The following is a 12,927-nucleotide window of genomic DNA, read 5'->3' on the forward strand; positions in this document are numbered from 1 at the left end:
GCACCGCCCGTCCACTTCCCCCGCACCACCCGTCGAGAGGCCGAGACGTGACCGCTGCCGCCGTCCCCCGCAGGGACCTCCGCAGGGAGCGCCTCGCCCTCGCCGTGCGCGCCGGCCTGGACGACCGCACCCGCGGGCCCGAGCGCCGCGAGCGCCTGGCCGGGCTGGTCGACACGTGGCTGGACGACGTGTGGACCGACGCGCTCCTGTCCGACCCCGCGGGCCCCGCGACCGGTCCGGGTGCCGGTGGCGCTCCCACGGGCATCGCCCTGGCGGCGGTCGGCAGCCACGCCCGCCGCGACGCCGGTCCTGCGAGCGACCTCGACCTCGTGCTGCTGCACGACGGCCACCAGCTCGACCCCGCCGGCGTCGCAGCCCTGGCCGACCGGGTCTGGTACCCGATCTGGGACGCGGGGCTGCGCCTGGACCACTCCGTGCGCTCGCCCGCCCAGTGCCGCGAGGTCGCGGCCGCCGACGCGTCGGCCGCGGTGGGCCTGCTCGACCTGCGGCCGCTCGCCGGTGACGCCGCGATGGTGCTGCGCACGCGGGAGGCCGTCCGGGAGGACTGGCGCCGCACCGCCCGCAAGCGCCTGCCGGTGCTCCTGGAGGAGGTCGCCGCCCGGCACCGCCAGCAGGGCGAGCTGGCCTACCTGCTCGAGGGCGACCTGAAGGAGGCCCGCGGGGGCCTGCGCGACGTCGTGGTGCTGCGCGCCCTGGCGGCCAGCTGGGTCGCCGACGTGCCGCACCACGGCCTGGTCGACGAGGCCGCCGCCGTGCTGCTCGACGTCCGCGACGGGCTGCAGGCCGTGACCGGCCGCGCGGGCGACCGGCTGGTGCTGCCCGAGCAGGACGCCGTGGCCGCCGCCCTCGGGATGCCCGACGCCGACGTGCTCCTCGCCCGGGTGGCGGGCTCGGCGCGCGTCATCGCCCACGCCCTCGACCGCACCTCGCGGCGCGCCCGCGGGGCCATGACCTCCCGGCGGGGCCTGCGCCGCGCCCGGCCCCGGCTGCGGCCGCTGGGCGCCGACCTGGTGGAGCACGAGGACGAGCTCTGGCTCGGTGCGCAGGCCCGCCCGCAGAGCGACCCGGCGCTGGCGCTGCGGGCCGCCGCCACCGCTGCCCGCGCGGGCATCCCGCTCTCGCCGATCACCGCCGAGCACCTCGCCAGCGGCGGGGCGCCGCTGCCCGACCCCTGGCCCGCGCAGGCCAGGGAGGCGCTGGTCGACCTGCTCGGCACCGGCTCCGCCCAGGTCCCGGTCTGGGAGACGGCCGACCAGGCCGGTCTCGTGGTGCAGTGGTTCCCCGAGTGGGCCGGGGTGCGCAACCGCCCGCAGCGGACCGTGGTGCACCGGCACACCGTCGACCGCCACCTGGTGCAGACCGCGGTGGAGGCCGAGCCCCTGCGCTCCTCGGTCTCCCGGCCCGACCTGCTCCTGGTCACCGCCCTGCTGCACGACCTCGGCAAGACCGGGAACGGCGAGGAGCACTCCGCCAAGGGCGCCCCGCTCGCGGCGGGGGTGGCCCGCAGGATCGGCATGCCGGACGCCGACGCCGAGGTGGTGCACCGCCTCGTGCTGCACCACCTGACGCTGGTCGACCTGGCCACCCGCCGCGACCCCGACGACCCGCGCACCGTCGCCGAGCTGGTCGAGGCCGTCGACGGCCGCGAGGACGTGCTCGACCTGCTGCGCGCGCTGACCGAGGCCGACGGACGCGCCGCCGGGCCCGCCGCGTGGACGGCGTGGCGCGCCCGCCTGGTCGACGACCTGACCGCCCGCGCCCGTCGGGTGCTGCGGGGCCACGCGGCTCCCGGCCCGGCACCGCTCACCGACGAGGAGGCCGCGGCCGTCAGCGGCACCACCGCCGACGCCCAGCCGCGGATCTCGGTGACCGAGGTGGCGGGCCTGCACGCCGTCCACGTCGTCGCCCCCGACCGGCCGGGCCTCTTCGCCGACCAGGCGGGCCTGCTGGCCAGCCACCGCCTCTCCGTCCGCTCGGCGCTGGTGCGCACGGTGGGCGGCGTCGCCGTCGACACCTGGTGGGTGGAGGCCCCGGCGGGTCCGCCCGACCCCGCCGTGCTGCTCACCGGGCTGCGGCGCCTGGCCGCCGGCGACCAGGCCGTGCTGGAGCCGATGCGCCGCCGCGACGCCGGATGGCGCCCGGGCAGCTCCGCCGCGACGACGCGCGCCACCGCGCCGCCCCGCGTGCTGGTGCTGCCCGGTGCGTCGGGCGAGGCCACCGTGGTCGAGGTGAGGGCGCTGGACCGACCCGGGCTGCTCCACGCCGTGGGCTCGGAGCTGGCCGCGATCGGCGTGGAGATCCACAGCGCCCACGTCGCCACCTACGGCGGCCAGGCCGTCGACGTCCTCTACCTGGGGGAGCCCGGTGGCGGTGCGCTGGCCCCCGCCCGGGTGGGGGCCGCCGTCGGCGTCCTGGGGGCCGCCGCGCAGGTCGAGGACTGACGCGGCACTGACGCCCGACCGCGCCCGACCGCGCCGGTAGCCTGGGACCGTGTTCAGCTCCCTGTCCGACCGGCTCACCGCGACCTTCAAGGGCCTGCGCGGCAAGGGCCGGCTGAGCGAGGCCGACGTCGACGCGACGGTCCGCGAGATCCGCCGCGCCCTGCTCGAGGCCGACGTCGCCCTGCCCGTGGTGCGCGCCTTCACCGGCGCGGTGCGCGAGCGGGCCCTGTCGGCCGAGGTCTCCCAGGCGCTGAACCCCGCCCAGCAGATCGTCAAGATCGTCAACGAAGAGCTGGTCGGCGTCCTCGGCGGGCAGACCCGCCGGCTGCGGTTCGCCAAGAACCCGCCGACCGTGATCATGCTCGCGGGCCTCCAGGGAGCCGGCAAGACCACCCTGGCCGGCAAGCTCGGCCGCCACCTGCGCGAGCAGGGCCACACCCCGCTCCTGGTGGCCTGCGACCTCCAGCGCCCCAACGCCGTCACCCAGCTCCAGGTCGTCGGCCAGCGCGCCGGCGTCGAGGTGTTCGCGCCCGAGCCCGGCAACGGCGTCGGGAACCCCGTCGAGGTGGCCCGCCGCGGCGTCGAGCACGCCCGCGACAAGCAGTACGACGTCGTCGTCGTCGACACCGCGGGCCGCCTCGGCGTCGACGCCGAGATGATGCAGCAGGCCTCCGACATCCGCGCCGCCGTGCAGCCCGACGAGGTCCTCTTCGTCGTCGACGCGATGATCGGCCAGGACGCGCTCGCCGTGGCCCAGGCCTTCCAGGAGGGCGTCGACCTCACCGGCGTCGTCCTCACCAAGCTCGACGGCGACGCCCGCGGCGGCGCCGCCCTGTCGGTCTCGACCACGACCGGGCGCCCGGTGCTGTTCGCCTCCACCGGCGAGGGCCTGGCCGACTTCGAGGTCTTCCACCCCGACCGCATGGCCTCGCGGATCCTCGACATGGGTGACGTGCTCACCCTGATCGAGCAGGCCGAGCGCGCCTTCGACGCCCGCGAGAGCGCCGACCTCGCCAGCCGCTTCGAGGCGGGGGAGGACTTCACCCTCGAGGACTTCCTCTCCCAGATGCAGGCCCTGAAGAAGATGGGCCCCCTGAACAAGGTGCTCGGGATGCTCCCCGGCATGGGCGCCATGAAGGACCAGCTCGACGAGCTGGCCAGCGACGGCGCCATGAAGCGCATCGAGGCGATCGTGCGCTCGATGACGCCGCTGGAGCGCCGCAACTCCAAGGTGCTCAACGGCTCCCGCCGGGCCCGCATCGCCCGCGGCTCCGGCGTGGAGGTGAGCGAGGTCAACCAGCTCATCGACAGGTTCACCGAGGCCCAGAAGGTCATGCGCGCCATGCGCGCCAAGGGCGGTGGCGGTCTCGCCGGCGCGCTCGGCGGCATGGGTGGGGGCCCGGGTGGCGGCATGGCCGGCCTCGCGGGCGGCAAGAAGTCGCGCGGCCGCATGAGCGCACCGCCGGCGAAGACGAAGAAGGGCAAGTCGGGCAACCCCGCCAAGCGCGCCGAGCAGGAGCGCGCCGCCGGGGAGAAGGCTGCCGCCGGCCGCGGCTCGGCCTTCGGCGCCGGCGCCGCCTTCGGAGCGGGCGGCGACGACGCCGGGCTGCCCCCCGGCTTCGAGCTGCCCCCGGGCTTCGAGAAGCACCTCGGTCGCTGACCGGCGGCTGACCGTGGCTGACGTGGCGGCTGACGTGCTGCACCTGCGCGGGCCGGTGCTCGCCCGCCTCGACGCGAGCGGTGAGGTGGAGGTCCGCGACGAGGCGTGGGTGCTCGACGGGCGCATCACCTACGACCGGCCCACCGCGGGCTCGACGGGGGCGGCGCAGGAGCTCGAGGGCTGGGTGCTCCCCGGCCTCGTCGACGCGCACTGCCACGTCGGCCTCGGGCCGGACGGCCCCGTCGACCGGGCCGCCGCGCGGGCGCAGGCCGAGCGCGACCGCGACTCCGGCGTGCTGCTCATCCGCGACGCCGGCTCGCCCGCCGACACCCGCTGGGTCGACGACGAGCCCGACCTGCCCCGCCTGCTCCGCGCCGGCCGCCACGTCGCGCGCTCGCGCCGCTACCTGCGGGGCGTCGGCGACGAGGTCGAGCCGGAGGACCTGGTCGCCACCGTCACGGCCCAGGCCCGCGCCGGTGACGGCTGGGTCAAGGTCGTCGGCGACTGGATCGACAGGGACCGCGGAGACCTCGCGCCCTGCTGGCCGGTCGAGGAGCTCACCCGCGCGGTGGCCGCCGCCCACGCCGAGGGCGCCCGCGTCACCGTCCACACCTTCTCCGAGGAGACCCTGCCCGACCTGCTCGCCGCGGGCGTCGACTGCTGGGAGCACGCCACCGGGCTCGACGGCGAGACCGCCGCGCGCGCCGCCGCCGCGGGGGTGGTCATCACCCCGACGCTGGTGCAGACGGCGCGGTTCCTGGAGTTCGCCGCGGCGGGGGAGGGCAAGTTCCCGGTCTACGCCGCGCACGTGCGCGCCCTGCACGCGCGGCGTCCCCAGGCGGTCCGCGACGCCGTCGACGCCGGCGTCCGGCTGCTGGTGGGCACCGACGCCGGCACCGAGCTGCCGCACGGGAAGGTCGCCGACGAGGTGAGCGCCCTCGTGGAGGTCGGGCTCACCCCGGTGCAGGCCCTCGACGCCGCCAGCTGGGGCGCGCGCGACTACCTCGGTGCGCAGGTGCTCGAGGAGGGGGCGCCCGCCGACCTGCTGGTGCTCCCGGCCGACCCCCGCGACGACGTCGAGGTGCTGCGCGCGCCCACCGCCGTCGTCCTGCGGGGCCGCATCGTCCGCGGCTGACGCCCGACGGCGGTGAGCCGGTCCGCCCTCGGCGGGTTCCGGGTCGTGGACGACTCAACTACTGTTCGCCCGTGCTGCGCCGACCCCTGCTGCTGACCGCCCTCGCCGGCGCCTCCCTCCTGGCCGTGGCCGGCTGCGCCCCGCAGGAGGGGAGCACCACCGCCGCCGAGGGGGCCTCGACCGCCGCGTCGGCGTCGACGTCGTCGAGCTGCACCCCCGCGGACCTGCAGACGCTGACCCCCGGCACCTTCACCGTGGCCACGGACACCCCGGCCTACGAGCCGTGGTTCTCGGACAACGACCCCAGCAACGGGAAGGGCTACGAGTCCGCCGTCGCGTACGCCGTCGCCGGGCAGCTCGGGTACTCGAACGACCAGGTCAGCTGGGTGGTGGGCAGCTTCAACGCGGCCATCGCGCCCGGCCCGAAGGACTTCGACGTCGACATCAACCAGTTCTCCATCACCGAGGACCGCAAGGAGGCCGTCGACTTCTCCACCCCGTACTACGAGGTGGCGCAGGCCGTGGTCACCACCGGCGGTTCGGCCGCCGCGGGCGTCACCGACCTGGCGGGCCTGAAGGGCCTGCGCCTGGGGGCGCAGGTCGGCACCACCAGCTACACCGCGATCACCGACCAGATCGCGCCGACGACCGGGGCGAGCGTCTACAACTCCAACGACGACGCGGTGGCGGCCCTGGTCGCGGGCCAGGTCGACGCCCTCGTCGTCGACCTGCCGACCGCGTTCTACATGGCCGCCGCGCAGCTCGACGACGGCAAGGTCGTGGGCCAGCTCGAGACGCCCACCGGCGGCGCCACCGACTCCTTCGGCATGGTGCTCGACAAGGGCTCGCCGCTGACCGGGTGCGTCAGCCGCGCCGTCGACGCCCTGCGCGAGGACGGCACCCTCGACCGCCTGCAGCAGCAGTGGCTCGACGAGGCCGCCGAGGCGCCCGTCCTCACGTGAGCGCACCTCCTGCAGCGGGTGCTGTGGTGCCCCCGGTCTCCGAGGTCGAGGTCGCGCGCCGCTCCTACCGGCGCTCGCGGCAGCGACGCTCGACGTGGGTGGCCGTCGCGTCCACCCTGGTCTTCGCCGCCGTCCTCGTGGTGGGGACCGTCAGCGCCCCCGGCTGGCAGCGCACCCAGGAGTCCTTCCTCGACCCCGGCGTGGCGCGGCGGGCGCTCCCGCTGGTCCTCGAGGGGCTGTGGCTGAACCTGCGCGTGCTCGTGGTCGCGGCGGTCTGCGTCCTGGCGCTGGGGCTGGTCGTGGCGCTCCTGCGCACGCTGAGGGGGCCCGTCTGGGCGCCCGTGCGGCTGCTCATGACGCTCTACACCGACGTCTTCCGCGGCATGCCGCTCATCGTGCTGCTCTACATCATCGGGTTCGGCGTCCCCGGGCTGCGGCTGCAGGGCGTCCCCACGGACAAGGTGGTCCTGGGCGCGACCGCGATCATCCTCATCTACTCCGCCTACGTGGCGGAGGTCTTCCGGGCGGGCATCGAGTCGGTCCACCCCAGCCAGCGGGCGGCGGCGAGGGCCCTGGGGCTCACGCACCGGCAGACCACGCGGCTGGTCGTCCTGCCGCAGGCCGTCAGGAACGTGACACCGCCGCTGCTCAACGACCTCGTCGCCCTGCAGAAGGACGTCGGCCTGATCTCCGTGCTCGGCGCGATCGACGCCGTGCGGCAGGCGCAGATCCTCTCGGCGACGACCGCCAACTTCACGCCCTACATCGTCGCCGCGGTCCTCTTCGTGCTGCTGGCGGTGCCCACGGCACGGCTCGCGGACTGGGCCACCGCCCGGGCGCGGCGCCGGCAGCAGGCGGGAGGCCTCCTGTGACCGACCCGACCCCGGCGGTCGAGCAGCCCGTGCTGCGCGTGCGGAACCTCGTCAAGTCCTACGGCGACGTCCCCGTGCTGCGCGGCGTCGACCTCGACGTCGACGAGCACCGGGTGGTCACGCTCATCGGCGCCTCCGGGTCGGGCAAGTCGACCCTCCTGCGCTGCGTCGACCTGCTCGAGCAGGTCGACGACGGCCAGGTCTGGCTCGACGGCCAGGACGTCACCGACCCGCGGGTCGACGCCGACGCGGTCCGCCGGCGCATCGGGGTGGTGTTCCAGGCCTACAACCTGTTCCCGCACCTGTCGGTGCTCGACAACATCACCCTCGCCCCGCGCCGCGTCCACGGCGTCGACCGCGCCGAGGCGGAGGAGCGGGCCGTGGCCCTGCTGGACCGCATCGGCCTGGCCGGGCGCGCCCGCGCCTACCCCGACCAGCTCTCCGGCGGACAGGCCCAGCGCACGGCGATCGTGCGCGCGCTCGCCGTGCAGCCGCGCCTGCTGCTGCTCGACGAGGTGACCTCCGCGCTCGACCCCGAGCTGGTGGGGGAGGTGCTGGCGCTGGTGCGCGAGGTGGCCGAGGGCGGCATGACCATCCTCATGGCCACCCACGAGATGGGCTTCGCGCGCTCGGCCGCCGACGTCGTGTGCTTCCTGGAGGGCGGGGTGCTCCTGGAGCAGGGGCCGCCGGAGCAGGTGCTGGTCGACCCCCAGCACGAGCGGACCCGGCAGTTCCTGCGCCGGGTCGTCGCCGCCGGCCGCCTCTGAGGGGCTGCCCGGGAGGTGGGCGCCCAGCGGTGGTGACGAGCACCGCCCGGCCTCTGGCACAATCGAGGGCTGTACTCGGCGGTGTGCGGCCCCTCTCTCCGCGATCCGCTGGTCCTCGGGCCCTGACGCGGTGCGCGCCCCACGCGCTGGCGCTCAGGCCCACCCCCTGAACCGAAGCAGGAGCGACACACCCGTGGCAGTCAAGATCCGCCTCAAGCGCCTGGGCAAGATCCGCGCCCCGTACTACCGCATCGTCGTCGCCGACTCGCGCACCAAGCGCGACGGTCGTGCGATCGAGGAGATCGGCAAGTACCACCCCACCGAGGAGCCCTCGTTCATCGAGGTCGACGGCGAGCGCGCTCGCTACTGGCTCGGCGTCGGCGCCCAGCCGTCCCCCCAGGTCGAGGCGATCCTCAAGATCACCGGTGACTGGCAGGCGTTCAAGGGCCTCCCGGGCGCCGAGGGCACCCTGAAGACCAAGGAGCCGAAGGCGCCCGCCGCCGAGGCCGCGGACTTCTCCGCCGACAAGCGCGAGAAGCCGAAGAAGGCCGACAAGGCCGCTGAGGGCGACGCCGTCCAGCCGGCCGAGGTCGCCAACGCCGACCAGCCGAACGGCACCGACGAGCCGGCCGAGGCCGGTTCCTCGGGCACCTCGGCCTGACCGCAGCACCGCAGCAGAAGGGGCAGGCAGTCGTGCTCACCGACGCGCTCGACCACCTGGTCCGCGGCATCGTCGACCACCCCGACGACGTCCGCGTCACCACCCGCCGGCTCCGCTCGGGCGAGGTCCTCGAGGTGCGCGTGCACCCCGAGGACCTCGGCCGGGTGATCGGCCGCGCGGGACGCACCGCCAAGGCGCTGCGCACCGTCGTCGGTGCGCTCGCCGATGACGACGGGGTGCGCGTCGACGTCGTCGACGTCGACCGACCCCGCCGCCGCTCCGCCTGACACCGCAGCGCGTGGAAGCCGTCGTCGCCCGCATCGGGCGCCCTCACGGGGTCCGGGGCCAGGTCAGCGTCGAGGTCCGCACCGACGCGCCCGAGCTGCGCTTCACCCGCGGGGCCGTCTTCACGACGGACCCCGCGGGTGCCGGTCCGCTGACCCTCGGCGCCGCGCAGGACCACAACGGCGTGGTGCTGCTCAGCTTCGAGGGCGTCGCCGACCGCAACGCCGCCGAGGGCCTGCGGGGTGTGCTCCTCCTGGCCGACGTCCCCGACCAGGACGACGACGACGCCGACGCCTGGTCGGTGCCCGCCCTCGTGGGCCTGCGGGCCGAGCGCGAGGACGGCCGCGAGGCCGGTGTGGTCGTGGGTGTCGAGCACGGTCCCGCCCAGGACCTGCTCGTGGTGCGCCAGCCCTCGGGGGCGCTGGCCCGGGTGCCGTTCGTGTCCGCCCTCGTGCCCGTCGTCGACGTCCCCGGCGGCCGCGTGGTGCTCAGCCCGCCCGGTGGCCTGCTCGAGGGCGACGGCGAGCCCGAGGACGCCCGCTGATGGTGCGTCTGGTGGTCGGGGGGTGAGGGTCGACGTCGTCACGATCTTCCCGGAGTACCTCGCGCCGCTGGAGCTCTCGCTCATCGGGAGGGCCCGGTCGACGGGCCTGCTCGACCTGACCGTCCACGACCTGCGCTCCTGGACCACCGACCGCCACCGCACCGTCGACGACGCACCGCTCGGCGGCGGCGCCGGCATGGTGATGCGCCCCGAGCCGTGGGCCGCCGCGCTGGACGACGTCCGCACCGCGGGCCGCGCCTCGCTGGGCGACGGCGCCGTGCCGCACCTGCTGGTGCCGAGCCCCGCAGGAGCCCCCTTCACCCAGGCGATGGCCCACGAGCTCGCCGAGCAGCCGTGGCTCGCGTTCGCCTGCGGCCGGTACGAGGGCATCGACGAGCGCGTCCTCGAGGCCGCGGCCGAGCAGGGCCCCGTCACCCCGGTGAGCCTGGGCGACTACGTGCTCAACGGCGGCGAGGTCGCCGTGCTGGCGGTGGTCGAGGCCGTGGCCCGGCTGCTGCCCGGCGTGGTCGGCAACCCCCACAGCCTGGTCGAGGAGTCGCACGCGCCCGCCACGGGCGGTCTCCTGGAGGCCCCGGTCTACACCCGGCCCGCCGCGTGGGAGGGCCGCGAGGCCCCCGAGGTGCTGCTGTCCGGGCACCACGCCCGGGTCGCCGCCTGGCGGCGCGAGCAGTCGCTGCGCCGCACCGCCGCCCGGCGCCCGGACCTGCTCGCGGCCGTCGACGCCGCGTCGCTGTCGAAGGCCGACCGGGCCGTGCTCGACGAGCTCGGCTGGTCCGTCGACGGCGGCCGCCTGCGCCAGCGGGGCTGATCACTGCGGGGAGCGCTCCGGCGCTGTGGCAAGATGGGTGGCCGTGCGCTGACCGGTGCCGCCCCTGCCACAGGGGGCGTGCGGTCTCCGGAGACCAGCAGCACGACGACAGCAGACCATCCGGTCCGCGCGCGCAGCGCGGCCATCGTCACGCGCGTGACCTGTGGCACCGCGGGAACGGGACACCACCATGCACACCTTCGACGCGCTCGACGCCGCCTCCCTGCGGAGCGACGTCCCCGAGTTCGGCCCCGGCGACACCGTCAAGGTGAACGTCAAGGTCGTCGAGGGCTCCCGCTCCCGCGTCCAGGTCTTCCAGGGCGCCGTCATCCGCCGCTCCGGCGGCGGCGTCCGCGAGACCTTCACCGCCCGCAAGGTCAGCTTCGGCGTCGGCGTCGAGCGCACCTTCCCGGTGCACTCCCCGGCGATCGAGAGCATCGAGGTCGTCACCCGCGGTGACGTCCGTCGCGCGAAGCTCTACTACCTGCGCAACCTGCGCGGCAAGGCCGCCAAGATTAAGGAGAAGCGCGAGGCGCGCTGACCCGCCCGAGAGCGCCCCCGGCACACCGCCGGGGGCGCTCTCGCGTTCCCGACGTAGCCTGGCCGTGACCGGGCACCACCTCTGCGCGACCGCGCGGGGGCCCCGGCGCAGCACCCGCGGAGGACGAGTGGTCGACCAGCAGCCGCGGCACGGGACCCCGGCGCCCGGAGACGGGGAGCAGCGGCGCGGGCGCCGCCGCTCGGGGCCCGCCCACAGCGCGCTGGCGGCGCTGCGCGAGGGCGTCATCGTCGTCGTGGCGGCGCTGGTGCTGTCGCTGCTGGTGAAGACGTTCCTGGTGCAGGCCTTCTACATCCCGTCGGAGTCGATGGAGGACACCCTGGTCGAGGGCGACCGGGTGCTCGTCAGCCAGCTCACCCCCGGGCCGTTCGACCTCCAGCGCGGCGACGTCGTGGTCTTCTCCGACCCCGAGAACTGGCTCCCCCCCGTGGTCGAGCCCGAGCGCGGACCCGTGGGAGACGCCGTCGTCGGCGCCCTGACCTTCGTGGGCGTGCTCCCGCAGAACTCCGGCCAGCACCTCATCAAGCGCGTCATCGGCCTCCCCGGCGACCACGTCGTCGGGGAGGTGGGGGGCGCCACCACCGTCAACGGCGTCGCCATCGACGAGACCTACCTCAAGCCCGGGTCCGTCCCCACCGAGGTGGCCTTCGACGTCACGGTGCCGGCCGGCTCGATCTGGGTCGAGGGCGACAACCGCCAGCGCTCGGGCGACTCCCGCTACCACCAGGGCGGCGCCGGCGGGGGAGCGGTGCCGGTCGACGACGTCGTGGGGCGCGCCGTGGTGACCGTGTGGCCGCTTGACAGGATCACCTGGCTCTCCCGGTACGGCGACGTCTTTCTGGACGTCCCCGCCGCGAGCTCCAGCGCCGCGACCGGTGGCTGAGACCCCCAGCCGGCGGTCGGCGCGGGCAGCGCAGCCGGCTCGGCCGGCGCGGTCGGTGGTCCCGACCCTGCGCCACGAGCGCGAGGTGCTGCGCAGCGGCCACGCGCTGGTCGCCGGGGTCGACGAGGTCGGGCGGGGGGCGCTCGCCGGGCCGGTGAGCGTGGGCGTCGTCGTCGTCGACCCGTCCACCCGCAGCGCGCCGGTGGGGCTGCGCGACTCCAAGCTGCTCGCCCCTCGGGCGCGCGAGGCCCTGGTGCCCAAGCTGCGGCGGTGGGCGCCCGCCAGCGCCGTCGGCCACGCCAGCGCGGCCGAGGTCGACGCGCTGGGCATCCTGCGGGCGCTGCGCCTGGCGGGGTCCCGTGCCCTGCACGCCCTCCCCGAGCTGCCCACGGCGGTGCTCCTGGACGGCGACTACGACTGGCTGCGCCGTCCGCCGGCGCCTCCGGAGAGCTCCTGCGCGCCGCTGCCGGGCCCGGTCGAGGTGTCGACGCTCGTCAAGGGCGACCTGCGGTGCGCGGCCGTCGCCGCGGCCTCGGTGCTGGCCAAGGTGGAGCGCGACGGCCTCATGGCCGACCTCGACGCCGAGCACCCCGGCTACGGCTGGGCGGGCAACAAGGGCTACAGCGCCCCGGGGCACCTGGCAGCGCTGCGCGAGCTCGGGCCCTGCGAGCAGCACCGCCGCAGCTGGCGGCTCCCCGCAGCGCCCGCCGCAGCGGCGGGGGAGGCGCTGGCCGAGCAGCTCGACCTGCTGGGCCTCGTCGACGGCGTCGACGCCGCCGGTGCGGACCGCTCGGTGGACCTGCGGGTGCCCGTGGCGGCGCTGGTGCATGATGAGCCGCGATGAGCGCTGAGGACCTCGAGGACTACGAGACCGAGATGGAGCTCGCGCTCTACCGCGAGTACCGCGACGTGGTCGGGCTGTTCTCCTACGTGGTGGAGACCGAGCGGCGCTTCTACCTCGCCAACTCCGTCGACCTGCGGCCCCGCACCACCGACGGCGAGGTGTGGTTCGAGCTGGTGCTCTCCGACGCCTGGGTGTGGGACGTGTACCGCTCGGCGCGGTTCGTGAAGACGGTGCGCGTGGTGACGTTCAAGGACGTCAACGTCGAGGAGCTGTCCAAGAGCGACCTCGAGGTGCCCAAGCCGGAGGGCTTCACCCGCTGACCCCGCTGCCCCGTGGGTGCACCGCTGCGCCCACAGGCAGCCCCGTCGCGGCCGTCGTCCACAGGCGCGTCCGAGGGGCCACCAGGGCCACACGCCGGAGGGCAGCGTGACCACCCGGAGGTGGTCGCGTGGAGCGCGCAGCAG

At 75.9% G+C, this 12,927-nt stretch carries 14 protein-coding genes; all 14 read left to right on the top strand.

Going from position 1 to position 12,927, the window contains the following annotated elements; genetic code table 11:
• The first annotated feature begins 47 nt into the window (after positions 1-47).
• Complete coding sequence (locus tag F1641_RS02535) at positions 48-2,462, top strand: [protein-PII] uridylyltransferase (RefSeq protein WP_309225326.1); 2,415 nt, start codon at positions 48-50, stop codon at positions 2,460-2,462.
• A gap of 49 nt (positions 2,463-2,511) precedes the next feature.
• Positions 2,512-4,122 carry a signal recognition particle protein gene (ffh, locus tag F1641_RS02540; RefSeq protein WP_194902875.1) on the top strand — a complete coding sequence of 537 codons (1,611 nt, stop codon included), beginning with the start codon at positions 2,512-2,514 and terminating at the stop codon, positions 4,120-4,122.
• A gap of 22 nt (positions 4,123-4,144) precedes the next feature.
• The gene (locus F1641_RS02545) at positions 4,145-5,257 is read left to right on the top strand and encodes an amidohydrolase family protein (protein WP_309225327.1); all 1,113 of its coding nucleotides are present in this window, start codon (positions 4,145-4,147) and stop codon (positions 5,255-5,257) included.
• Between the two features lie 71 nt (positions 5,258-5,328).
• Positions 5,329-6,219: an ABC transporter substrate-binding protein gene (locus F1641_RS02550; protein WP_194902877.1), complete on the top strand. Its 891-nt coding sequence runs from the start codon at positions 5,329-5,331 to the stop codon at positions 6,217-6,219.
• A 26-nt stretch (positions 6,220-6,245) separates the two neighbouring features.
• Entirely contained in the window at positions 6,246-7,091 is an 846-nt protein-coding gene (locus F1641_RS02555; RefSeq protein ID WP_206690402.1) for an amino acid ABC transporter permease, read from the top strand.
• Positions 7,088-7,858: an amino acid ABC transporter ATP-binding protein gene (locus F1641_RS02560; RefSeq protein ID WP_194902879.1), complete on the top strand. Its 771-nt coding sequence runs from the start codon at positions 7,088-7,090 to the stop codon at positions 7,856-7,858. Before F1641_RS02555 ends, F1641_RS02560 begins: the two co-directional genes overlap by 4 nt.
• 193 nt (positions 7,859-8,051) lie before the next feature.
• The gene (gene rpsP / locus F1641_RS02565; protein WP_194902880.1) at positions 8,052-8,519 is read left to right on the top strand and encodes a 30S ribosomal protein S16; all 468 of its coding nucleotides are present in this window, start codon (positions 8,052-8,054) and stop codon (positions 8,517-8,519) included.
• Between the two features lie 32 nt (positions 8,520-8,551).
• Positions 8,552-8,806, top strand: a complete 255-nt coding sequence (locus F1641_RS02570; RefSeq protein WP_194902881.1) for an RNA-binding protein — start codon at positions 8,552-8,554, stop codon at positions 8,804-8,806.
• 11 nt (positions 8,807-8,817) lie between these two features.
• A complete protein-coding gene (rimM, locus tag F1641_RS02575) occupies positions 8,818-9,348 on the top strand; it encodes a ribosome maturation factor RimM (RefSeq protein ID WP_194902882.1) in 531 nt (176 codons plus the stop codon).
• A 22-nt stretch (positions 9,349-9,370) separates the two neighbouring features.
• Entirely contained in the window at positions 9,371-10,177 is an 807-nt protein-coding gene (gene trmD / locus F1641_RS02580) for a tRNA (guanosine(37)-N1)-methyltransferase TrmD (protein WP_194902883.1), read from the top strand.
• Positions 10,178-10,367: 190 nt separating this feature from the next.
• The gene (gene rplS / locus F1641_RS02585; protein WP_194902884.1) at positions 10,368-10,718 is read left to right on the top strand and encodes a 50S ribosomal protein L19; all 351 of its coding nucleotides are present in this window, start codon (positions 10,368-10,370) and stop codon (positions 10,716-10,718) included.
• 64 nt (positions 10,719-10,782) lie between these two features.
• A complete protein-coding gene (gene lepB / locus F1641_RS02590; RefSeq protein WP_194902885.1) occupies positions 10,783-11,619 on the top strand; it encodes a signal peptidase I in 837 nt (278 codons plus the stop codon).
• Between the two features lie 55 nt (positions 11,620-11,674).
• Positions 11,675-12,463 (top strand): ribonuclease HII, encoded by a 789-nt coding sequence (locus tag F1641_RS02595; RefSeq protein ID WP_309225328.1) that lies wholly within the window; start codon positions 11,675-11,677, stop codon positions 12,461-12,463.
• Positions 12,460-12,783 (top strand): DUF2469 domain-containing protein, encoded by a 324-nt coding sequence (locus tag F1641_RS02600; RefSeq protein WP_194902887.1) that lies wholly within the window; start codon positions 12,460-12,462, stop codon positions 12,781-12,783. The genes F1641_RS02595 and F1641_RS02600 overlap by 4 nt, the downstream gene beginning before the upstream one ends.
• The last annotated feature ends 144 nt before the right edge of the window (positions 12,784-12,927 follow it).

The sequence above is a fragment of the Quadrisphaera sp. INWT6 genome (assembly GCF_015390235.1).
Classification (GTDB): domain Bacteria; phylum Actinomycetota; class Actinomycetes; order Actinomycetales; family Quadrisphaeraceae; genus Quadrisphaera.

What these genes read in the sequence shown, in the direction of transcription:
- rplS (WP_194902884.1), top strand. Translation starts at nt 10,368, where the DNA reads ATGCACACCTTCGACGCGCTCGACGCCGCCTCCCTGCGGAGCGACGTC.
- F1641_RS02600 (WP_194902887.1), top strand. Translation starts at nt 12,460, where the DNA reads ATGAGCGCTGAGGACCTCGAGGACTACGAGACCGAGATGGAGCTCGCG.